Annotated in this window: 19 protein-coding genes, 1 tRNA gene and 2 pseudogenes; 15 read left to right on the top strand and 7 right to left on the bottom strand. The window is 63.1% G+C overall.

All coding sequences use genetic code 11. The features are described 5' to 3' along the window. The 6 genes and pseudogenes from F3J43_RS13730 to F3J43_RS13705 all read left to right on the top strand — a co-directional run bounded on the left by F3J43_RS13730 (nucleotide 1) and on the right by F3J43_RS13705 (nucleotide 3149). Nucleotides 1–321, top strand: coding sequence for a hypothetical protein (locus F3J43_RS13730; RefSeq protein ID WP_166887055.1), 321 nt, complete (start codon nucleotides 1–3; stop codon nucleotides 319–321). A gap of 52 nt (nucleotides 322–373) precedes the next feature. Next, nucleotides 374–682 carry a hypothetical protein gene (locus F3J43_RS13725; protein ID WP_166887053.1) on the top strand — a complete coding sequence of 103 codons (309 nt, stop codon included), beginning with the start codon at nucleotides 374–376 and terminating at the stop codon, nucleotides 680–682. Nucleotides 683–982: 300 nt separating this feature from the next. Further along, entirely contained in the window at nucleotides 983–1570 is a 588-nt protein-coding gene (locus tag F3J43_RS13720) for a hypothetical protein (RefSeq protein WP_166887051.1), read from the top strand. A 216-nt stretch (nucleotides 1571–1786) separates the two neighbouring features. After that, nucleotides 1787–2389 (top strand): RHS repeat-associated core domain-containing protein, encoded by a 603-nt coding sequence (locus F3J43_RS13715; protein WP_286184566.1) that lies wholly within the window; start codon nucleotides 1787–1789, stop codon nucleotides 2387–2389. Between the two features lie 169 nt (nucleotides 2390–2558). Continuing rightward, a pseudogene (locus F3J43_RS24320) lies at nucleotides 2559–2702 on the top strand (toxin C-terminal domain-containing protein); the annotation flags it as partial. Continuing rightward, complete coding sequence (locus F3J43_RS13705; protein WP_166887049.1) at nucleotides 2703–3149, top strand: hypothetical protein; 447 nt, start codon at nucleotides 2703–2705, stop codon at nucleotides 3147–3149. A 95-nt stretch (nucleotides 3150–3244) separates the two neighbouring features. Here the strand turns inward: F3J43_RS13705 and F3J43_RS13700 are convergent. Continuing rightward, nucleotides 3245–3364: pseudogene (locus tag F3J43_RS13700) on the bottom strand (IS5/IS1182 family transposase); the annotation flags it as partial. 529 nt (nucleotides 3365–3893) lie between these two features. Here F3J43_RS13700 and F3J43_RS13695 point away from each other — a divergent pair. Next, the gene (locus F3J43_RS13695) at nucleotides 3894–4157 is read left to right on the top strand and encodes a PAAR domain-containing protein (protein WP_011531938.1); all 264 of its coding nucleotides are present in this window, start codon (nucleotides 3894–3896) and stop codon (nucleotides 4155–4157) included. A gap of 11 nt (nucleotides 4158–4168) precedes the next feature. Here F3J43_RS13695 and F3J43_RS13690 read toward each other — a convergent pair whose 3' ends face one another. Then, nucleotides 4169–4666, bottom strand: a complete 498-nt coding sequence (locus tag F3J43_RS13690) for a GlcG/HbpS family heme-binding protein (protein WP_166887046.1) — start codon at nucleotides 4664–4666, stop codon at nucleotides 4169–4171. Between the two features lie 235 nt (nucleotides 4667–4901). Here F3J43_RS13690 and fdnG point away from each other — a divergent pair, with 235 nt between their 5' ends. The 7 genes from fdnG to F3J43_RS13655 all read left to right on the top strand — a co-directional run bounded on the left by fdnG (nucleotide 4902) and on the right by F3J43_RS13655 (nucleotide 14086). Next, nucleotides 4902–7970 (top strand): formate dehydrogenase-N subunit alpha, encoded by a 3069-nt coding sequence (gene fdnG, locus F3J43_RS13685; protein WP_166887043.1) that lies wholly within the window; start codon nucleotides 4902–4904, stop codon nucleotides 7968–7970. Next, nucleotides 7970–8920 (top strand): formate dehydrogenase subunit beta, encoded by a 951-nt coding sequence (fdxH, locus tag F3J43_RS13680; RefSeq protein ID WP_166887040.1) that lies wholly within the window; start codon nucleotides 7970–7972, stop codon nucleotides 8918–8920. The genes fdnG and fdxH overlap by 1 nt, the downstream gene beginning before the upstream one ends. Then, entirely contained in the window at nucleotides 8917–9573 is a 657-nt protein-coding gene (locus F3J43_RS13675; protein ID WP_166887037.1) for a formate dehydrogenase subunit gamma, read from the top strand. Before fdxH ends, F3J43_RS13675 begins: the two co-directional genes overlap by 4 nt. Before the next feature lie 4 nt (nucleotides 9574–9577). After that, on the top strand, nucleotides 9578–10498 hold the full coding sequence (gene fdhE, locus F3J43_RS13670; protein WP_166887034.1) for a formate dehydrogenase accessory protein FdhE: 921 nt from the start codon (nucleotides 9578–9580) through the stop codon (nucleotides 10496–10498). A 135-nt stretch (nucleotides 10499–10633) separates the two neighbouring features. Beyond that, nucleotides 10634–12061 carry an L-seryl-tRNA(Sec) selenium transferase gene (gene selA / locus F3J43_RS13665; RefSeq protein WP_166887031.1) on the top strand — a complete coding sequence of 476 codons (1428 nt, stop codon included), beginning with the start codon at nucleotides 10634–10636 and terminating at the stop codon, nucleotides 12059–12061. After that, nucleotides 12058–13980: a selenocysteine-specific translation elongation factor gene (gene selB / locus F3J43_RS13660; RefSeq protein WP_166887028.1), complete on the top strand. Its 1923-nt coding sequence runs from the start codon at nucleotides 12058–12060 to the stop codon at nucleotides 13978–13980. The genes selA and selB overlap by 4 nt, the downstream gene beginning before the upstream one ends. Nucleotides 13981–13990: 10 nt before the next feature. Next, nucleotides 13991–14086, top strand: a tRNA-Sec gene (locus tag F3J43_RS13655). Between the two features lie 102 nt (nucleotides 14087–14188). Here F3J43_RS13655 and F3J43_RS13650 read toward each other — a convergent pair. Beyond that, nucleotides 14189–15178, bottom strand: coding sequence for an asparaginase (locus F3J43_RS13650; RefSeq protein ID WP_166887025.1), 990 nt, complete (start codon nucleotides 15176–15178; stop codon nucleotides 14189–14191). 75 nt (nucleotides 15179–15253) lie between these two features. Continuing rightward, on the bottom strand, nucleotides 15254–16696 hold the full coding sequence (locus F3J43_RS13645; RefSeq protein WP_166887022.1) for an alanine/glycine:cation symporter family protein: 1443 nt from the start codon (nucleotides 16694–16696) through the stop codon (nucleotides 15254–15256). A gap of 181 nt (nucleotides 16697–16877) precedes the next feature. Between F3J43_RS13645 and F3J43_RS13640 the strand changes: the two genes are divergently transcribed. Next, nucleotides 16878–17690, top strand: coding sequence for a helix-turn-helix domain-containing protein (locus F3J43_RS13640; protein ID WP_166887019.1), 813 nt, complete (start codon nucleotides 16878–16880; stop codon nucleotides 17688–17690). Between the two features lie 82 nt (nucleotides 17691–17772). Here F3J43_RS13640 and F3J43_RS13635 read toward each other — a convergent pair whose 3' ends face one another. The 3 genes from F3J43_RS13635 to F3J43_RS13625 all read right to left on the bottom strand — a co-directional run bounded on the left by F3J43_RS13635 (nucleotide 17773) and on the right by F3J43_RS13625 (nucleotide 20486). Further along, nucleotides 17773–18612 (bottom strand): alpha/beta hydrolase, encoded by an 840-nt coding sequence (locus F3J43_RS13635; protein ID WP_166887016.1) that lies wholly within the window; start codon nucleotides 18610–18612, stop codon nucleotides 17773–17775. 9 nt (nucleotides 18613–18621) lie between these two features. Then, on the bottom strand, nucleotides 18622–19368 hold the full coding sequence (locus tag F3J43_RS13630; protein WP_286184563.1) for a TSUP family transporter: 747 nt from the start codon (nucleotides 19366–19368) through the stop codon (nucleotides 18622–18624). Between the two features lie 77 nt (nucleotides 19369–19445). Further along, nucleotides 19446–20486 carry a Fe(II)-2OG oxygenase family protein gene (locus tag F3J43_RS13625; RefSeq protein WP_166887013.1) on the bottom strand — a complete coding sequence of 347 codons (1041 nt, stop codon included), beginning with the start codon at nucleotides 20484–20486 and terminating at the stop codon, nucleotides 19446–19448. Nucleotides 20487–20537: the final 51 nt, after the last annotated feature.

Genomic DNA, 20537 nt, shown 5'->3' with positions numbered 1-20537 from the left:
ATGAGAAGTGAGAATGAAGAGATTTTTCTGAGCAAAAAAGATGTGGGTGCCATATTGCGAGAGTTAGAATTTATTTTGGTGTCACTTGGGAGGTTGAATAGGCACTACGAAAGGGAACTAATCGCGGACCTCGCGGAGTGTGAGGGGTACTGTGCGGCGGTCACGAAATTTGTTGATGCCGAGCGGGTGACTGATAGGCTGGCAAAGATGAGAATGATAATTTCTTCAAAATTTGATGATACGCTAGGCGATGATGATATGGATGATCTGGAGAGGGTGTTGGATAAAATCGAGTTTTGGGAGCGACCAGGGGATGTATAGTTTCGTGGGTTTAAAGTTTATAAAAATTTAGCCCGGCGGGGAGGGGTAGTAATTGCTTGAAGAAAAAGAAGTGAAAATTTCTGGCGAGGAGGCTGTAGATATTCTTTGGGAGTTGGAGTATCTCCTGATTTCTTTAAGGAATATCGGGCTGTATTACTATATGCGTGAAGAGGTTACCGAAAACGATGAAAGGGACTATTGCATAGAGACTGCAAGGTTTGTATGTGGCTCTCAAATGATTTCTAGGTTGGAACGGATTAAAGGCAAACTATCGGATAGGTTTGAAGCGTGCTATGGTCAAGAGGAATTGGATGTGTTCCGAAAAAAGCTTAGAAGGAAGCGCTTTTGGAAGGCGGAGTGATTTATAAAAATTAAAGGAAAAGTTTAAATGATGTTTTTAACAAACTTCTGGTGTTCATTTTTCTGATCTCTGCCCTTGCTGATCGACGTGATTTGGTCTGTAAGGGGGGAGGCCTGAGGCCTTCGTTTGGATAGTAGGGGCAGTTTTTATTTTAATATCTGCCTGCATGGGGCTAAGGTGAGGGTTCTATCCTGCTAATACGGACACTTTCACGACTCATAGTGACAAGCAGAGTGAGTGGAAAGTTGGTGTAGGGATATCTGGGTCTACGCAAAAAAAAGATAACTCTGGGGATGAGTGATGGGAGAGTCATCAAAGTTGCCAGGTAGCTTTTCTCTGTGTGATATAAATTTTAACGGTTTTAGCAATTCGGCTAATTGGATTGGGTATTTTGAAAGGAATAAGGCTTTCTCATATTCACTGATAGATGAGGCGGTATCGTTATTTGAGGGGTTTTTCAAGTTGGATAATAAGGGGGCTGTGGTTCTCACGGCGCTTTCGTTTGATGATGAGCGGGAAGATGATGAGGAGACAATCAAGAAATATCAATGTATTTATGATGAGATGAAGACTAAGCGACTGCTTTTGCCAATGACTGATGATTTTGAAAGCTATCGATATGGGGAATCCCCTTTGATTGCAAACTCTCTCAGTTTCGGTTTTTCCAGTGCTGATTTTATAGGTCTTTCGAAACTGCTGATGTGTCATGCAGGGGTAATAGGTCAGGTGTGTTTTTATATTGATCCGTCATTGAATGTTGCAATTTATCCTCATGATGATACTGGTTTTGGGTGTGTTGCGCTTAATTCTGATCAGGGTGCTTGTCGAGATTTTCTAAATTACTGCTCCGGTAGTGGTAATTTTACTGTTGTTATGAATGATACTTAAGGGTTAGGTATAGTGGATTGTCGAGATTAGCTGTCCGCTCAAAGTTAATGCCTGAGAGGTTGGCTTGTAGTAAGAGGGGGGATTTGTTTTCCTATTCTAATCGAATTTTCGGAGAGTGCATTGAGCAGACGAGGCAGGGTATCCTAAAGTTAGAATAGGGAAAATAAATCTGTCCCCTTTTCTGTGGTGCACAGCTACGACGCCTTGGGCCGCCGCTTGCACAAGCACTCCACCACGCACCACCAAGACGATCCGCGTGCCGGCAGTGGCTGGAACCAGATACAGCGGGCCAAGCGCCAGCGCGAACTGGGCTGTGGTTACACCTTATACGGTTGGGATGGTGACAACCTGGCCTGGGAGAGCTCGCCGCCGCAGGGCGAAGGTGAGACTGGGCGTACCGTGCATTACCTGTACGAGCCGGGCAGTTTCGTGCCGGTTGCCCAGGCCCAGCGCAGCAATCCGATCCGCCTGCTGCGTCAGCCGGACTGGAGCGATCGTGAGTACGACTTCGATCAGGACCCGTTGTGGCATACCGAGGTCAAGGCGCAGCCATTCGATGCGATCCTCTGGTACCAATGCGACCACCTCGGTACGCCGAGGGAACTGACCGACCACAACGGTGAGGTGGCGTGGGCGGCGCAGTACAAGGCGTGGGGTGAGGTCAAGGAAACGCGGTCTGACTGGGCGAAGCAGGTCGGCCTGACCAACCCGATCCGCTTCCAGGGTCAGTACCACGATCACGAGACCGGGCTGCATTACAACCGCTATCGCTACTATGACCCTACACTCGGGCGTTTCATCAGTCAGGACCCTATATAAGCTACGCAGGTGGGTGGAACTTGTTTGCTTATGCGCCAAACCCGATATTTTGGGTTGACCCACTTGGCTTGGCAAAGCAGTGCCCGTTTGCAGATCAAGCGGCGGAGCTTGGTTATTCCAAAACGAATGAGCGGTCGCATGGTCAGGCGGTTTATATGAGAAAAAAGCGCCAAATAAATTAAAGTACATAACGCCGGATGTGGATGGACGTAATGGCGGAACTTGGAAGGCGGCCGATAGCGTCAGGAATTTGGGGAGTCGAAAGACACGGTCGGGGACATATGGCGAAAAGTTGAACAGAATTGGTGATTGAGTGAAAAAATCATATAGGATTACAAAGTATCACTGCTACAACGGGGAAGGGAGGCTTTACTCCCCAGATAGTGAGTGGGCTAGTTATTTCGATGTTGGAAGTAAAGTTTCGATCGAAGAGTATCTTCTTGTGGAGGGGAGGTATGTTAGTTTTATCCTTGAGTTATGTGAGAGGCTGGGAGTCCAGCAGCTCAAGGTAAATGGGTTGGAGGTTTCTGAAGATTGTAAATATAAGGAAGGTCAAAGCGTTGATGTCACTGATGTGGTGAGTTTAGTGGAAGGTGTTCTTCGTGAAACGTTCTGGTGCAAGCTGGTTTCCGATGAGGTTGAGTTTCACTTTGGTTATGATTTTTATATGTATGCCGTTTGCTCGCTTGAGCTTGCAGATGTAAAAAATGTGGCGTCCTTGCTGCTGAATGTTGAGTCATTCGAGTCGCCGTATCTGTAAGGGCGACTGGAAGGGGCGTGCGGATTTATCGCTGTCGGCATGTGTTCTTGGAACACTTGTCGGCGGCGGTCGCCCCGCCGTTAACGACCCTACACCTAGGCACTATATGAAAAGTAATGCCGTAGACACCGCCGCCAGCAAGCCAGTGCAACCATCGCAGCGACGCTTTTCGCCAGCTTGCAGTAGCGCGTACCCACGCGGCGGTGCTCCTTCAGAGTAAAAGAGAGTAAAAGGGGGCGGATTTATTTTCCTGCTCTAATCGAATTTCCGGGGAATGCATCGAGCAGACGAGGCAGGGTATCCTAAAGTTAGAATAGGGAAAATAAATCTTGTAGTGGTCTAATGAAGCCGGACACCCATTTAGGCGAAAATGCTCGCCATGGAGAGGTGTCTGATGACCAAACAACGCCGTACCTTTACACCGGGTTATAACCTGCTGGCACGAACACTTTCGCGTAAGCTCACATCGAGCCGAACGAGTGTTCATGTCCCTTGCTGGCTTGTGTAAACCATGGGGATGCCTTGCACAGATTCCCGCGCAGCGATGACATGCTCGACGAGTATCAACAGGCCGAAGCGCTTTGTTGACGCAGGTTCATGAAGTCGGCGTTGCCGTTGTCAGAAACACGCCATGCTCCGGCTTGTTGGGCGACAAGTCTGATAGCAGATGGCCTGCTCTCTGTATCGCTATGGTAGGCTTTCGCCACCGGCAGCGACGCCTTTCCCTGACACGGAGTTCACCCCATGAAAGACATCATCCGCCTCGGCGATTCCACTACCCACGGCGGCAAGGTGCTCGGCTCGTTCGGCAATACCAACGTCAACGGCAAGCCCATCGCCGGCGTCGGGCACATGGTCAGTTGCCCGCTGTGCAAGGGCGTGTTCCCCATCGTCGAGGGCAGCGCCACCTATAACGTCGACGGCACCCCGGTCGCTCTCGACGGCCACAAGACCGCCTGCGGCGCGGCGTTGATCGCCAGCGGCCCGAAGAGCGGCGTCGCCAGCTGAGCCTGGCGCTGTCAGGACGGGTCCGTCGCGTCCTCGAGCGCCGTACGGGCGAACTGGGTGTCCAGTTCCGGCGTGGCCCCACTGATACCGATGCCGCCTATGTGGTTGCCATCCGGGTCGATGATCGGCAGCCCGCCCTCCAGCAGCGTGAACCCTGGCAGCGAGGCATAGGGGTTGGCCGGCAGCGCTGCGCTGCGTTCGCCGAGCGAGCGGGATGCCAGGGGGAAGCGGGCCGATGTCGAGGCCTTGAGCTGGGCGACCTGGACGCTGCCGCTGCTGGTGCCGTCCATGCGGTGGAAATGCTTCAGGTTGCCATGGTTGTCGACAATGCTGATGACGATGGCATAGCCCTCGGCGCGGGCCGCGCTTTCGGCGACCGCGACCATCTTGCGCGCGTGCTCGGCAGTGATCCCGGAGGCTTCGGGGATCGCTGGCGGGGCGGCCAGCGCGGAAGTCGCGAGCCATGCGCTGCCGATCAACAGTGCGGTCAGGGTGTTTTTCATCTGCATGCCTGTGTGTCTTGCCGGGTCGATCTGGGCAAGCTAGCAGTCAAAGTCGCATGGCGATGTAGGCTGCTTCCGACTCTGGCGTAGGAGTTATCGCGCCATTCCCTGACCCATGTCATCGCACTTTCAGAATTCTTCGCTAGTCTTAACGGTTGGCGGCCTGCGTTTGCCGCCACCGTGAAGTCCCTGAGGCGCCGGCCATGTACCGCGCGCCCGAGAACCTGATCAGGAGTGCACGATGGACCTCAACCGTCGGCAATTCTTCAAGGTCGCCGCCGTCGGCCTTGGAGGCTCGAGCCTCGCGGCGTTGGGCATGGCCCCGACCCCCGCGTTCGCCGAGCAGGTGCGTCACTTCAAGCTGACGCACACCAAAGAGACCCGCAACACCTGCCCCTACTGCTCGGTCGGCTGCGGCCTGATCCTGTACAGCCAGGGCGACGCGGGCAAGAACGTCAAGCAGAACATCATCCACATCGAGGGCGACGCCGACCATCCGGTCAACCGCGGCACCCTGTGCCCGAAAGGCGCCGGCCTGCTGGACTTCATCCACAGCCCCAACCGCCTGATGTACCCCGAGGTACGCAAGCCGGGCAGCAGCGAGTGGACCCGCATCGAGTGGGACGAAGCCCTCGACCGCATCGCCGACCTGATGAAACAGGACCGCGACGCCAATTTCATCGAGAAGAACGCCCAGGGCCAGACGGTCAACCGTTGGCTCACCACCGGCTTCCTCGCCGCGTCGGCCGCTTCCAGCGAAGCGGGCTACCTGACGCACAAGGTGATCCGTTCACTTGGCATGCTGGGGTTCGATAACCAGGCGCGTGTCTGACACGGCCCGACGGTGGCAAGTCTTGCCCCGACGTACGGCCGTGGCGCGATGACCAATCACTGGTCCGACATCGCCAACGCCAACCTGGTCCTGGTCATGGGCGGCAACGCCGCGGAAGCGCATCCGTGCGGCTTCAAGTGGGTGACCGAAGCCAAGGCGCACAACAAGGCGCGGCTGATCGTGGTCGACCCGCGGTTCACCCGTACCGCCTCGGTGGCCGATTACTACGCGCCGATCCGTACCGGCAGCGACATCGCCTTCATGGGCGGGCTGATCAACTACCTGCTGGGCAACGACCTGATCCAGCACGAGTACGTGCGCAACTACACCGACGTGTCGTTCATCGTCAAAGAAGGCTATGGCTTCGAGGACGGGCTGTTCAGCGGCTACGACGCGGCCAGGCGCGTGTATGCCGACAAGTCCGGCTGGGGCTACGAGCTGGGTGACGACGGCTACGCCAAGGTCGACCCGAGCCTGCAGCACCCGCGTTGCGTGTACCAGCTGATGAAGCAGCACTACAGCCGCTACACCCCGGAGCTGGCGAGCATGACCTGTGGCATGCCGCAGGAACAGATGATGACGATCTGGAAAGAGATCGCCACCTGCTCGGCCCCGGGCAAGACCATGACGATCCTCTACGCCCTGGGCTGGACCCAGCACTCGATCGGCGCGCAGATCATCCGCAGCGCGGCGATGGTGCAGTTGCTGCTGGGCAACGTCGGCATGCCCGGCGGTGGGGTCAACGCCCTGCGCGGGCACTCCAACATCCAGGGCCTGACCGACCTGGGCCTGCTGTCGAACTCGCTGCCGGGCTACCTGACCCTGGCCGGCGACGCCGAGCAGGACTACGCCACCTATATCGACAAGCGCGCTTCCAAGCCGCTGCGTCCGGGGCAGTTGTCCTACTGGCAGAACTACGGCAAGTTCCACGTCAGCCTGATGAAGGCCTGGTACGGCGCCAACGCCACCGCGGCCAACAACTGGGGCTACGACTGGCTGCCCAAGCTCGACGTGCCGGCCTACGACGTGCTGCGCATGTTCGAGATGATGGGCCAGGGCAAGGTCAACGGCTACATGTGCCAGGGCTTCAACCCGATCGCCGCGCTGCCGGACAAGAACCGTGTCACCGCCGCGCTGGGCAAGCTCAAGTGGCTGGTGATCATGGACCCGCTGGCCACCGAGACCTCCGAGTTCTGGCGTAACGCCGGGCCGTTCAACGATGTCGACACGGCCAGCATCCAGACCGAGGTGATCCGCCTGCCCACCACCTGCTTCGCCGAGGAGGACGGCTCGCTGGTCAACAGCAGCCGCTGGCTGCAGTGGCACTGGAAAGGCGCCGACGGCCCCGGGCAGACCCGCACCGACGTGCACATCATGAGCGAGCTGTTCCTGCGCCTGCGCAAGCGCTACCAGGCCGAGGGCGGCGCCTACCCTGAGCCGATGCTCAACATCAGCTGGCCGTACAAGGTCCCTGAAGAGCCTTCGCCTGAAGAACTGGCCAAGGAGATGAACGGCTGGGCCGTCAGCGACCTCACCGACGCCAGCGGCGCCACGCTCAAGGCCGGGCAGCAACTGGCCGGGTTCGCGCAGATGAAGGATGACGGCAGCACCGCGTCCGGCTGCTGGATCTTCGCCGGCTGCTGGACCGAGCAGGGCAACCAGATGGCCCGGCGCGACAACAGCGACCCGTACGGCATGCACCAGATTCAGAACTGGGCCTGGGCCTGGCCGGCCAACCGGCGCATCCTCTACAACCGTGCCTCCAGCGACCCGCAAGGCAAGCCGTGGGACCCGGAGAAGAAACGCCTGGTGTGGTGGAACGGCAAGGCCTGGACCGGCACCGACGTGCCGGACTTCAAGGTCGATTCGCCACCGGAAGCAGGGATGAACCCGTTCATCATGAACCCCGAGGGCGTGGCGCGGTTCTTCGCCGTCGACAAGATGGCCGAGGGGCCGTTCCCCGAGCACTACGAGCCGTTCGAGACACCCATCGGCATCAACCCGCTGCATCCGCAGAACAAGAAGGCCATCAGCAACCCGGCCGGGCGGATCTTCGATTCGGTGTGGGACACCCTGGGTTCGCACGACGAGTTCCCCTATGCGGCGACCACCTACCGGTTGACCGAGCACTTCCACTTCTGGAGCAAGCACTGCCGCCTCAATGCCATCGCCCAGCCCGAGCAGTTCGTCGAGATCGGCGAGGTGCTGGCCAACGAGAAAGGCATCAAGGCCGGCGACCGGGTGCGGGTGTCGAGCAAGCGCGGGCATATCGACGCGGTGGCGGTAGTGACCAAGCGGATCCGTCCGCTGCAGGTCAACAACCAGACCGTGCACCAGATCGGCATCCCGTTGCACTGGGGCTTCACCGGTACCACCCGGCACGGCTACCTGACCAACACCCTGGTGCCGTTCCTCGGTGACGGCAACACCCAGACGCCGGAGTCCAAGTCGTTCCTCGTCAAAGTGGAGAAACTCTGATGGCCAGCCAAGACATCATTGCCCGCTCGGCCACCACCACCGTGCCGCCCTCGGTACGCCAGCAGCAGGAAGTCGCCAAGCTGATCGACACCACCAAGTGCATCGGCTGCAAGGCCTGCCAGGTGGCGTGCTCGGAGTGGAACGAACTGCGTGACGAGGTCGGCCACAACCACGGCACCTACGACAACCCGCAGGACCTGTCGGCCGAGACCTGGACCCTGATGCGCTTCACCGAGCACGAGCGCGACGATGGCAACCTGGAGTGGCTGATCCGCAAGGACGGCTGCATGCACTGCGCCGAGCCCGGTTGCCTGAAGGCCTGCCCGAGCCCAGGGGCGATCATCAAGCACGCCAACGGCATCGTCGACTTCAACCAGGACCACTGCATCGGCTGCGGCTACTGCATCACCGGCTGCCCGTTCAACATCCCGCGGATCTCGCAGAAGGACCACAAGGCGTACAAGTGCACCCTGTGCTCCGACCGCGTGACCGTGGGCCTGGAGCCGGCCTGCGTGAAGACCTGCCCGACCGGGGCGATCGTCTTCGGCAGCAAGGACGAGATGAAGGTGCACGCCGACGAGCGCATCGTCGACCTCAAGTCGCGCGGCTATGCCAACGCCGGGCTGTATGACCCGGACGGCGTCGGTGGCACCCATGTGATGTACGTGCTGCACCACGCCGACACGCCGAAGCTGTACGCCGGCCTGCCGGACCAGCCAGTGATCAGCCCGCTGGTCGGGCTGTGGAAGGGCTTCACCAAGCCGCTGGCGCTGCTGGCCATGGGCGCGGCGGTGGTGGCCGGGTTCTTCCACTACGTGCGGGTGGGGCCGCAGCGGGTCGAGGAGGATGAGCATGCGCCGGCGCCCGATGCCAGCGTCCACCAGGTCGACCCCGCGGTGCATGTCTATGATCCGAAGCGCCCGGGCGGCGAAGGGGAGCAGCGGCCATGAGCGACAACAAACCGATCCTGCGCTACAACGCCAACGAGCGCAGCAACCACTGGGTGGTGGCGATCCTGTTCGTGCTCGCCGGGCTGTCGGGGCTGGCGCTGTTCCACCCGGCGCTGTTCTGGCTCAGCCACCTGTTCGGTGGCGGGCCGTGGACACGGATCCTCCACCCGTTCATCGGCGTGGCGATGTTCGTGTTCTTCCTTGGCCTGGTGCTGCGCTTCTGGCGTGCCAACTTCATCACCGCCAACGACCGCCTGTGGCTGCGCCGCATCGATCGGGTGATGCTGAACAAGGAAGAGGGCGTACCGCCCATCGGCAAGTACAACGCCGGGCAGAAGCTGCTGTTCTGGACCCTGCTGGCGTGCATGCTGGTGCTGCTGGTCAGCGGCGTGGTGATCTGGCGGGCGTATTTCAGCCACCTGTTCGGCATCGACATCATTCGCCTGTCGGCGTTGCTGCATGCCCTGGCGGCGTTCGTGCTGATCCTCAGCATCATCGTGCACATCTACGCCGGGATCTGGATCAAGGGCTCGATCGGCGCCATGCTGCATGGCTGGGTCAGTCGCGCCTGGGCGCGCAAGCATCATGAACTGTGGTACCGGGACGTGACGGGCGACAAGACGCCGCACAACCACGGTGGAAAAGAAGGATGAGCGTTTGAGCACGATTCTCGAACCCGGGCAGATCGAAGCGTCGGCGGTGATGCCGCCGTTCCTGCACCTGCCTCCCGCCAACCTGTTCGAACTGCGCGCCGCGCGTCTCGAGCACCTGGCCGAGGGCCATGCCCTCGGCGACTACCTCAGGCTGGTGGCGCGGCTGTGCCGTGTCCAGCAGCAGCTTGTGGATAACCCGCCGGGCGGCTTGCCGGTGGCGGCGGAGCGTCAGCGCCTGTGCATAAGTCATGGCCTGCCGCCGCTGGCGGCGGACAGCCTGGTGCGCGAGGGGCCTTGGCTGGATTGGCTGCAGTCATTGATCGATCGCTTCGACACCGAGCCAGAAGGGCCGTTGGCTGACGCGCTGGGCACCTTGCGTGGCAGTAGCGATGCGCAGCGCAAGGGCTGGGCCATTGCGTTGCTGGGCGGCCAGTACGACGTGGTGCCGGCCGCCTTGGTGCCGTTCATCGGCGCTGCGTTGCAGGCGGCCTGGTCGAGCTGGCTGCTGGCATTGCCGGAGCCTGAACTCAAGCCCGCAGGCAGCCTGGCCCAGTGCCCGGCCTGTGGTTCGCCGGCGATGGCCGGAGTGGTGCGCAACCGTGGCAAGCACAACGGCCTGCGCTACCTGGCCTGTTCGCTGTGCAGCTGCGAGTGGCATGTGGTGCGGGTCAAGTGCGTGTACTGCGAGTCGAGCAAGGGCCTGCGCTACAGCAGCCTAGAGGACGACCGCCACGCGCCGGGCAAGGCGCCGCTGCGCGCCGAGTGCTGCCCGGGGTGCCAGGGGTACCTCAAGCAGAGCTACCTGGAGAACGACGCCGCCGCCGAGCCGCTGGCCGATGACCTGGCCAGCCTGGCGCTGGACATGCGGCTGGACGAAGAGGGCTTCCATCGCCTGGCGCCGAACTTGATGCTGGCGCCGGGGTAGTGTCTACACTGCAATCGAGTCGAACCCAATCGCGGGGCAAGCCCGCTGCCACGCCGGTCGCGACCACTGCGTGGGAGCGGGCCTGGCCCGCGATTGCGCCAGACCAGACAACGGATCAGTCATAGGTAGTACCGCATGTCTTCAAGCCTCGCCAGCGACACCCCACGCCTGCCTTCCATCGACACCCTGCTGCGCCACCCCGCCTGCCAGCCCTTGCTCGAGCGTCACGGCCGCGATGCCACGCTGGCCGCCTTGCGCCAGTTGCTCGACGACCTGCGCGAACCGGCCCGCCTGGGCCAACTGAGCGCCGTGGAACTGGCCGCCGAAGTGCTGCTCGGCCGTGCCGGCGAGCGCCTGGCCCAGCAGCAGCGCAGCCAGGTGCGCCGGGTGTTCAACCTGACCGGCACGGTGCTGCACACCAACCTGGGCCGGGCGCTGCTGCCCGAGGAGGCGGTCGAGGCGATGCAGACGGCCGCCCGCTACCCGCTCAACCTGGAATTCGACCTGGCCACCGGCAAGCGCGGCGACCGTGACGACCTGATCGAAGGCCTGATTCGCGAGTTGACCGGCGCCGAGGCGGTGACCGTGGTCAACAACAATGCCGCCGCCGTGCTGCTGGCGCTCAACAGCCTGGGAGCGCGCAAGGAAGGGGTGATCTCCCGCGGCGAGCTGATCGAGATCGGCGGCGCCTTCCGCATCCCCGACATCATGGCCCGCGCCGGCGTGAAGCTGCACGAGATCGGCACCACCAACCGCACCCATGCCCGCGACTACGAAGCCGCGATCAACCCGCGCACCGGCCTGCTGATGCGTGTGCATTGCAGCAACTACAGCATCCAGGGTTTCACCACCCAGGTGCCTACCGCGGCGCTGGCGCGCATCGCCCATGAACATGGGCTGCCGCTGCTCGAGGACCTGGGCAGCGGCAGCCTGCTTGACCTCACCCGCTGGGGCCTGCCGGCCGAGCCGACGGTGCGCCAGGCCCTGGCCGACGGTGCCGATATCGTTACCTTCAGCGGCGACAAGCTGCTCGGCGGACCCCAGGCCGGGATCATCGTCGGACGCAAGGAACTGATCGCGAAGATCAAGAAGAACCCGCTCAAGCGCGCCTTGCGCGTGGACAAGATCACCCTCGCCGCACTGGAGGCAGTGCTGCAGCTGTACCGCAACCCCGACCGCCTGGCCGAGCGCCTGCCCAGCCTGCGCCTGCTGACCCGTCCCCAGGCCGAGATCGCCGCCCAGGCCGAGCGTCTGGCGCCGGTGCTGTCCGAGCGCCTGGGCGCGCAGTGGCGTGTCAGCGTCGAGACTGCCCTGGGCATGATCGGCAGCGGCAGCCAGCCGGTCGCGCGGTTGCCCAGCGCGGCGCTGTGCCTGCGCCCGCAAGTCTCGAAGAAACTGCGCGGGCGCAGCCTGCATGTGCTCGAGCGGGCCTTGCGCGAGCTGCCGGTGCCGGTGCTCGGGCGTATCGATGACGATGCCCTGTGGCTCGACCTGCGCCAGCTGGACGACGAGGCGCAGTGGCAGGCGCAACTGCCGGCGCTGCAACTGGGGCCGGTCCAGTGATCGTCGGCACCGCCGGGCACATCGACCATGGCAAGACCGCGCTGCTCCAGGCCCTGACCGGCCAGGCCGGCGACACGCGCCAGGAAGAACGTGCCCGTGGCATGACCATCGACCTCGGCTACCGCTACGCGACGCTTGGCGAGGGCGAGCCGCTGACTGGCTTCATCGATGTGCCAGGGCATGAGCGCTTTATCCACAACATGCTGGCCGGTGCCCATGGCATCGACCTGGTCCTGCTGGTGGTGGCGGCCGACGACGGGGTGATGCCGCAGACCCGCGAGCACCTGGCGATCATCGAACTGCTGGGGATTCCCCAGGCACTGGTGGCGGTCAGCAAGTGCGACCGGGTCGAGCCGGCGCGGCTGGCCGAGGTGCAGGCCCAGGTCACCGAGCTGCTGGCGCCGGGGCCTTATGCCGGTGCGCCGCAGTTTCCGTTGTCGAGCCTCACCGGCGAGGGCGTGGCCGCCTTGCGCCAGGCGCTGCGGGCGGCGCAAGGGACGGTCAGGCAGCGCAGCGTGCGGGGTGGTTTTCGCCTGGCGGTCGACCGCGCCTTCGCGGTATCCGGCGCGGGGATCGTGGTCACCGGCACGGCGCTGGCCGGGCAGGTCAGCGCCGGCGACACCCTGTTGCTGGGCAAGGCCGGCAAGCCGGTGCGGGTCCGCGGCCTGCACGCGCAGAACCAGGCGGCCCTGGTGGCCGAGGCCGGGCAACGGGTGGCGCTGAACATCACCGGCGAACGCCTGGCGGTGGACCAGGTGCACCGTGGCGACTGGCTAGTGCCGCAGTGGCTGCACGCGCCCAGTGTCCGGGTCGATATCGAACTCAGCCTGCTGCCCACGCAAACCCGCACGTTCGAGCATTTCAGCGCGGTGCACGTGCACCTGGGGACCCAGGATGTGACCGCACGGGTCGCGCTGCTCGAGGGGGAGCAACTGAAGGCTGGGCAGCGCATGTTTGCCCAACTGCTGCTGAACGCGCCGTTGCAGGCGGTGCATGGCGATCGCCTGGTGCTGCGCGACCAGCGTGCCCAGCACACCCTGGGTGGCGGGCGGGTGCTCGACCCGTTCGCTCCCAGCCGCCAGCGCCGCAGCGAGGCGCGTCTGCGTCAGTTGCAGGTGCTGAACCAGGCCGACGATCTCGAGCAGGCCCTGCCGGCGTTGCTCGCCGCGGCGCCCGGTGGGCTCGACCCGCAGCGCCTGGAGCGTCAGTTCAATCGCCTGCGCGACACCTGGCGCTTGCCGGAGGGGGTACTGGTGGTCGCCACCCGCCAGGGCCAGTTGCTGTTTGCCCAGTCGCAGTGGCAAGCGCTCAAGCATCAGGTGCTGGAGCGCCTGGCCCGGTTCCACGAGCAGGAACCCGACCAGCTGGGGCCGGACCGCGACCGGCTGCGCCGGTTCACCGCATTGGCGCTGGAGCGTCCGGCGTTCGTCAGCCTGCTGGAAGAGTTGCTCGTTGAAGGGGCGCTCAGCAGCAGTGGCCCCTGGTTGCATCTGCCGGAACACAAGGTCCAGCTCAGCGACGCCGATACGCAGCTGTGGGCGCGTGTACTGCCGCGCTTGCTGGCGGGCGAGTTCGACCCACCCTGGGTACGGACCTTGGCCAGCGAGGAAAACGCTGCGCAGGATGAGGTGCGGCTGCTGCTGCGCAAGCTGGCACGGCTGGGCCTGGTGCACCAGGTGGTGCGTGATCTGTTCTATCCGGAAGCGACGCTCAGGCGCATGGCAGAGCGGTTGTTGCAGCAGGCGCAGACTTCGCCGATAGTGCAGGTCGCGGCGTTTCGCGATATGTTGGGCATCGGTCGCAAGCGCAGTGTGCAGATACTCGAGTACTTCGACCGCATCGGCCTGACCCGCAGGGTTGCCGACCAGCGTTATATCCGCGCTGACAGTGCTTTGGCCGAATTCCAGGCCAGGCCCTGACGATTTCTAAGGAAGGCAATCGCGCCCGGTGGCGCGGCCGGGCTTCAAACCCGGTTGGGGACGGCAGCCGTTCCCGGGCAGGTTCGACTCCCGCTGCCTTCCGCCACTTTTCCCGGTATCGAAACGACCGCGGGGCAAGCCCGCTCTCCACGCAAGCGCCACGTGGGAGCGGGCTTGCCCCGCGCTAGTGCGTTGTCGCCGAGCGTGACTAAGCGCGCTCGCCGCACAGGTCCAGGGCGAACCAGTGTTCGGCCGCCTGCACATCCAGCCCCGCACCCAGCAACGCGAACAGCTTGCCCAGCGCCGCCTCGCGGGTCATGCCACCGCCGCTGACCAGCCCGGTGTCGCGCAAGCGGCTGCCGGCGGCGTAGGTGTCGAACACCACGGAACCTTCCGGGCACTGGCTGATGGCAACGATCATCATGCCGCCCTGGCGGGCTTCCTGCAGCGCGTCGAGCAGCGCCTGGTCGTCGGACGGGCCTGTGCCGCTGCCGTAGCACTCCAGCACCAGGCCCTGGATGCCGCTGTCGATCAGGCCGCGCAGATGCGCGCCCGACAGTCCGGGGAATACCGGCAGCACCGCCAGCTTTACCGGCTGGCGCGGCTGACGGTAGCCCAGCTGGGCGGGTAGCTCAGAGGCGTGCTCGCTGTCGCGGTGGCGCGGCAATGCCTTGAAGGCATCGAACGCTTCGCTGCGCAGCTTGGAGGCGCGGCAGCCGTGCAGCAGTTGGCCGTGGAAGAACAGCTGCACACCATCTGCCAGGCCGCTTTCGAACAATTTCAGGGCGCCTGCGAGGTTGTCCCAGGCATCGCTGTCCGGCGCGCCGGCCGGCAGCATCGAGCCGGTCAGCAGCACCGGCGCCGGCAGGCCGAGCAGCAGGAACGACAGGGCGGCGGCGCTGTAGGCCAGGGTATCGGTACCGTGCAGCACCAGCACGGCGTCATGGCCATCGTGCTCGACGGCCTCGACGATGGCATCACGCATGGCCAGCCAGTTGGCCTGCTGCATGTTGGCGCTGTCGATCAGCGGATTCAGTTCGCGCAGCGACCAGCGCACGCCTGGCGCATCGGCCTGGCCGGCGAAGTGTTCGCGCATGCGCGCTTCGAAGCCACCGGCTGGCGCGAGGCCTTCGGCGGTCTGCAGCATGCCGATGGTGCCACCGGTGTAGAGGACGAGAAGATTCTTGACTGCACGCATGGGAGCATTCCGTAGCGATGTAGCGAAAGAAAGGACAGCCGCCCGCGAACGGGGCGGCTGTGGCAGGGCAGGGTATCAGCGCTGCGAGTGCGCCTGATCGGCGGCTTTGTCAGCGGCTGTTGCAGCCTGCGGGTTGGCCGGCCAGGCGGCGCGGTCCAGGTCGAGGTCGGTGAACTTGGCCGAGTCGAATACCGGCTGCTTGACGCCGGCACGACGCTGCTCGTCGTAGTCGCGCATCACCCGCAGGCCGACCTTGAACAGCAGGGCCAGGGCGATCAGGTTGACGAACGCCAGGCAGGTCATGGTGATGTCGGCAAAGGCGAACACGGTCGACAGATCCTGTACCGAACCCCAGACCACCAAGGCCAGCACCAGGCCGCGGAAGGTCATCAGGACCACGCGGTTGCGGCTCAGGTACTGCAGGCTGTTCTCGCCCAGGTAGTAGTTGTAGAGGATGCAGGTGAAGACGAACAGCGACAGGGCGACGCTGACGAACAGGCGGCCCCAGTCGCCGACCACGGCGGCCAGCGAGTTCTGGGTCAGGACGATGCCGTCACCTTCGAAGCCAGGGGTGTAGAAGCCCGACAGCAGGATCAGCAGCGCGGTGCAGGTGCAGATCACGAAGGTGTCGAGGAACACGCTGAACGCCTGGACCACGCCCTGGGCGCCCGGGTGCTTGACCGCGGCCACGGCGGCGACGTTCGGCGCACTGCCCAGGCCGGCTTCGTTGGCGAACACGCCACGCTTCACGCCCATGATGATGGCGCTGCCGAGCAGGCCGCCAAAGGCCGGGTCGAGGCCGAAGGCGCTCTTGAAGATGGTCTCCAGCATGGCTGGCACGTGTTCGATCTGGGTGCCGATCACGTACAGGGTCACCGCGATGTAGGCCAGGGTCTTGATGGGCACCAGCAGGTCGGACACCGCGGCGATCCGCTTGATGCCGCCGATGAACACGATGGCGATCAGGGCTGCCAGGGCGATGCCGGTGTGGCTTGGGTCGAAGCCAAAGGCGTTCTGCAGCGAATGGGTGACGGTGTACGACTGCAGGCCCATGAAGGCGAAGCCGTAGGTCACCAGCAGCAGGATCGAGAACACGATCGCCATGCTTTTCAGCTTCAGGCCGTGTTCGATGTAGTACGCCGGGCCGCCGCGGTACAGGCCGTCGCCGTCGGCGCGCTTGTAGACCTGGGCCAGGGTGCATTCGAAGAAGCTGCTGGCCATGCCGACCAGGGCGGTGACCCACATCCAGAACACCGCGCCTGGGCCGCCCAGGGTCACGGCGATACCGACGCCGGCGATGTTACCGGCGCCGACGCGACCGGCCAGGCTCAGCATCAGGGCCTGGAACGAGCTCAATTGGCCTGCCTGGCCGTGCAGGGATTCCTTGAAGACACCGAACATGTGGCCGAAGTGGCGGAACTGGACGAACCGAGAACGGATGGTGAAGTAACCGCCGAGTCCGACGATCAGCACAATGAGCAGTTTCCCCGAAAGGAAATCGTTGAGTGCTTCGAGCATTGGAAAATGACCTCGATTCTTATTCTTCGCGTGGAAGGACCAGCGGACGGCAGGCGCACCGCTTTTCGTTGGGGGCGCATGGTTGGCCATGACAAGTGAGGTTACAATTTCGCGTGTTGCTCCGTTTTGGTGCGACTTGATGCTAGAATGGCGCCACTCGCATCATCTGGACCCCCGCATCATGGGCGATCATTTCGCTGTCAACCTCAAATTGGCCTGTAGCCACTACCGCTCTATCTCCGAGGTTTGCCGGCAGCTGTCGATCAACCGGGCGCAATTCAACAAGTACCTGAGCGGCCAGAGCCGTCCGACGGCCTACAACCTCAAGCGCATCGGCGACTTCTTCGGCGTCGAGGATTACGAGCTGGGTTTGCCGCCCGAACAGTTCACCCGCCTGATCGGCGCGCGCAGTTCTGAGCAGCGCGCCGACCCGCAGGACGATCCGATCAGCGAGCTGTTCAAGCCGCTGCATAAAGAAGCAGGCAACTTGTCGCGTTATTGCGGCTATTACTTCGAGTATTCCAACTGCATGTCGGTACCGGGTTCGATCCTGGTGTCGCTGGTACACCTGTGGGAGGAGCGCGGCAGCTTTCTGTTCGAACGCCAGGAGCGTCAGGAGCGCAGCACTGCCACCGACCTGCATGCCGAGGTGCGTTGCCGTTATCTCGGCGCGGCCTTCCAGCTGCAGGACCGCATGTTCCTGATCGACTACGAGTCGCTGACGCTCAACGAAATGAGCCAGACCATCCTCATCCCCAGCTTCAAGAGCCGCATCAGTCGCCTGAATGGCCTCAAGACCGGAGTCTCCAGTGGCGACCGGCGCAATCCGGCGTGTACCCGGGTGGTCTGGGAGTACCTGGGCGAGGAGATCAATCGCATCAACGCCTATCGGCAGATCAAGCTGTACCGCCCGGACGATCCGCGCATCGATGACGATATCCGCGACCGGCTAAGTGCCGGGATGGTCAGCAACGGCCTGTTCGAGATCGAATAGTCCCCACGAACGACCTGCAGGCGCTGGCCATGCCGGCGCACACCGGCATGGCCGGCGCCCGGCGCCGAGGCACTTGTACCCCTCAGTCGAGAATGAACGCCGCCACCGTCTCGGCCACCTGCTCCGCTACTTCCGGTCGCTCGCGCAGGTGCGCGGCGATGCCATGGTCGCAATCGGTCAGCAGCAGGCATTGCACATGCGGCGCCGGCACCGAGCGCAGCAGGGTGTGGGTCACTTCCTCGGGGATCGGGCTGTAGCGCTCGACGCCCGCCAGCCGGCGGGTGCCTGCCGAGGTGCCAGGCCCCTGGCCGTGGACCTTCGAATTGAGGCTGTCGTACTCGCCGATCACCAGCAGCACCCGCCCCTGGAACTGGCGCAGGAAGGCATAGCTGTCGCATTCCAGGAACGCGAACGGCTTGCGGATCGCCGCCGTGAACGCCGGGCCGAAGGGGGCGGCGTGGGCCGCGTCGGGATAGACCGCCGGGCACACCAGCACCAGCTTGCGTACGCTCGGGCGCTGGGCCGCCAGCTTGAGGGCGATGGCGGCGCCCAGGCTGTGGCCGATCAGGGTGTCGCTGCGTGCGTCCAGATGTCGGTGGAAGCGCAGTGCCTCTTCAAGGTTGCTGGCCAGCGAGGCATCCTTGGCCCCGGGTTCGCTGGCCCGGCTGTGGCCGGACAGATTGCCGGTCAGCGAGCCGATGCCGCGCTGTTGCAGGCGATACAACAGCGGGTTGAGGCGAGTGAAGTCCGAGCGTGCGCCACCGACCACGAATGCCGGGGCTGTGTGCTCATGCTCCGGGACCAGCAGGCGCGCCTGCTGCCGATAGCCGTCGAAGGTTTCTTCGATGAAGCGTTCCTGCCCGGGCGCGGGCTCGCTGTATTGCCAGGTGGCACGCTGTACTGCGCTCGGCTCGAGGTCCATCTCTTGCTCCTATGGAAAATGATTGGCCAGCCATGCAACGGCAGGGTTGCCGGGCGTGTTCAGCAACTTGATTGCCATGATGCAGCAGATGCAGACCACCAGTGGCTTGATCAGTCGTGGGCCAAAGCGCACTGCGCAGCTGGCGCCAAGCTGGGCACCGACAATCGCCGTGCAGGCCATGCTCAGGGCCACTGGCCAGATGATCGCGCCACCGAACGCGAACACCGACAGGGCGCCCAGGTTACACGCTGCATTCAGCAGCTTGCTATCGCACACCGCCCGCATCAAATGTTGGCCGAGCAGCATCACGCAGGCAAGCATGAAGAAGGAGCCGACGCCGGGTCCGAAAATACCATCGTAGAAGCCGATCAGCGGTGCGACACCCAGGCAGAACAGGCTGAGCGATATCTTCGGCCGGCGTTGCTGTTCCTGAAGCGTCGGGCTGAAGGCGAACCAGGCTGCCACGAGAATCAGCAGCACCGGGACGCAAGCCTGGAGCATCCCTTGCGGTACAAGGCTTACCGAGACCGCTCCCAGGGCTCCCCCGATGAAGGCTGCGATCGCCATCGGCAGGCCACTGCGCCAATGGATCATGCCCTTGCGGGCAAAGGCCGCAGTGGCTGAGACCGTTGCCGAGGCGGCCTGGAACTTGTTGGTGGCGACGGCCGCCAGCGGGTCGACGCCAGCCAGGAACAGCGTGGGCAAGGTGAGCAGCCCGCCGCCGCCGGCGATCGCATCGAAGAAGCCGGCCAGCAAGGCGACCGAGGCCAGGAGCAGGAGCAGTTCGGGATCGACGGACTGGATCATGGGTTCCAGCATGATGAAGACTCCTGTTAACCGCGGACCAGCAGCGGGTCGTCGTTGAGCACCGAGGGACGGGCAAACGGTGAGTAGCCGAACAGACGCACCAGCAGGCGACGGTTGTCCCGAAGGATGTCGCGACCGTGCAAGGCCCGGCAGTTGTTGATCAGCAGGGCGTTATCGGCCTGTAGCACGAACGGTATCGGGGGCGTGTTCCTGAGCAGGGCCTGGAAGGTCTCGAACGCGCGCCCTGCGGCAGCGCAGGCGCGTTCGTTGAGCGAAAAGCGGTAGGCGTTGTAGCGCATGCTGAAGCCGCCGTGGGGGTTGTATTGCAGCATCGCGATGGCGTTGCCTGCCGCCCCTTGGCCATGCACGAAGCAATCGCTGCGGGTGAAGTCGAAGGAAGGGGAGGTCAGGGCCAGGGCATGCAGGCCACCCAAGCGTTCGATGATGGCGGGTAGCGGGATGATCTGCGTAGGCTCGCCCGCCGGGTTCCAGCGGGCTGTCAGGATCAATGCCGAGGGGGCGGGCGAGTGGCCGTGGCATGCCTGCACCGAGCAGTTGTAGGGGGCTTCGGTGTGCGGCCCCAGGGGCAGGCCGGAGTGTGAACTGAGCTCGGCAGGCTGCAAGGGGACTTCCCCAGCCAGCGGGGCATGACCGCCACCCTTGAAATTGGCGACCAGGCGGACGAGCTTGCCGTTGTTGTCGATGTCGAAGGCAAAGGCCCGATAGTCAGTCAGGGCCAGGAGCAACTGGTTGCGTGCGGCGAGGTAAAGACAGTCGCTGTCGTGCTCCAGCGTTGCGAGGGAAGGCAGGTGCTCGGGGGGCGCTCCTGCGGGGGCGCGCATCCGTGAGAACAAGAGTGCAGACAGGCTGCCTTGGGCAAAGCGCTGCAGCAGCGATTGTTGCGGGGGCGCCAATGTGGCGCTGAGGCGGTGGGCATGGGCACGAGCCTGCTGGGCGGCTCCCTTGGCCTGTGGCCCGCCCATGTTCGCCAGGCCCTGGCTGGCATGGTCGAGCATCTGGGCCTGCGATGGGGTGAATTGCAAGCATGCGGTTTCCGAGTGTTCCATCTGCCACGTTCCTTGTTTTCGGATTGATCCTGGTTGGCCTTGCCGGTGAAC

Source organism: Pantoea sp. Cy-639 (assembly GCF_011752525.1).
In the GTDB taxonomy this organism is placed as follows: Bacteria; Pseudomonadota; Gammaproteobacteria; order Pseudomonadales; family Pseudomonadaceae; genus Aquipseudomonas.
This window is presented reverse-complemented; position numbering and strand designations above follow the sequence as displayed.

Excerpts from the sequence above, each read along its gene's own strand:
- F3J43_RS13730 (WP_166887055.1), top strand. The coding sequence starts at position 1 with ATGAGAAGTGAGAATGAAGAGATTTTTCTGAGCAAAAAAGATGTGGGT.
- F3J43_RS13720 (WP_166887051.1), top strand. The coding sequence starts at position 983 with ATGGGAGAGTCATCAAAGTTGCCAGGTAGCTTTTCTCTGTGTGATATA.
- F3J43_RS13695 (WP_011531938.1), top strand. The coding sequence starts at position 3,894 with ATGAAAGACATCATCCGCCTCGGCGATTCCACTACCCACGGCGGCAAG.
- F3J43_RS13690 (WP_166887046.1), bottom strand. The coding sequence starts at position 4,666 with ATGCAGATGAAAAACACCCTGACCGCACTGTTGATCGGCAGCGCATGG.
- fdxH (WP_166887040.1), top strand. The coding sequence starts at position 7,970 with ATGGCCAGCCAAGACATCATTGCCCGCTCGGCCACCACCACCGTGCCG.
- F3J43_RS13675 (WP_166887037.1), top strand. The coding sequence starts at position 8,917 with ATGAGCGACAACAAACCGATCCTGCGCTACAACGCCAACGAGCGCAGC.
- selA (WP_166887031.1), top strand. The coding sequence starts at position 10,634 with ATGTCTTCAAGCCTCGCCAGCGACACCCCACGCCTGCCTTCCATCGAC.
- F3J43_RS13650 (WP_166887025.1), bottom strand. The coding sequence starts at position 15,178 with ATGCGTGCAGTCAAGAATCTTCTCGTCCTCTACACCGGTGGCACCATC.
- F3J43_RS13645 (WP_166887022.1), bottom strand. The coding sequence starts at position 16,696 with ATGCTCGAAGCACTCAACGATTTCCTTTCGGGGAAACTGCTCATTGTG.
- F3J43_RS13640 (WP_166887019.1), top strand. The coding sequence starts at position 16,878 with ATGGGCGATCATTTCGCTGTCAACCTCAAATTGGCCTGTAGCCACTAC.
- F3J43_RS13635 (WP_166887016.1), bottom strand. The coding sequence starts at position 18,612 with ATGGACCTCGAGCCGAGCGCAGTACAGCGTGCCACCTGGCAATACAGC.
- F3J43_RS13625 (WP_166887013.1), bottom strand. The coding sequence starts at position 20,486 with ATGGAACACTCGGAAACCGCATGCTTGCAATTCACCCCATCGCAGGCC.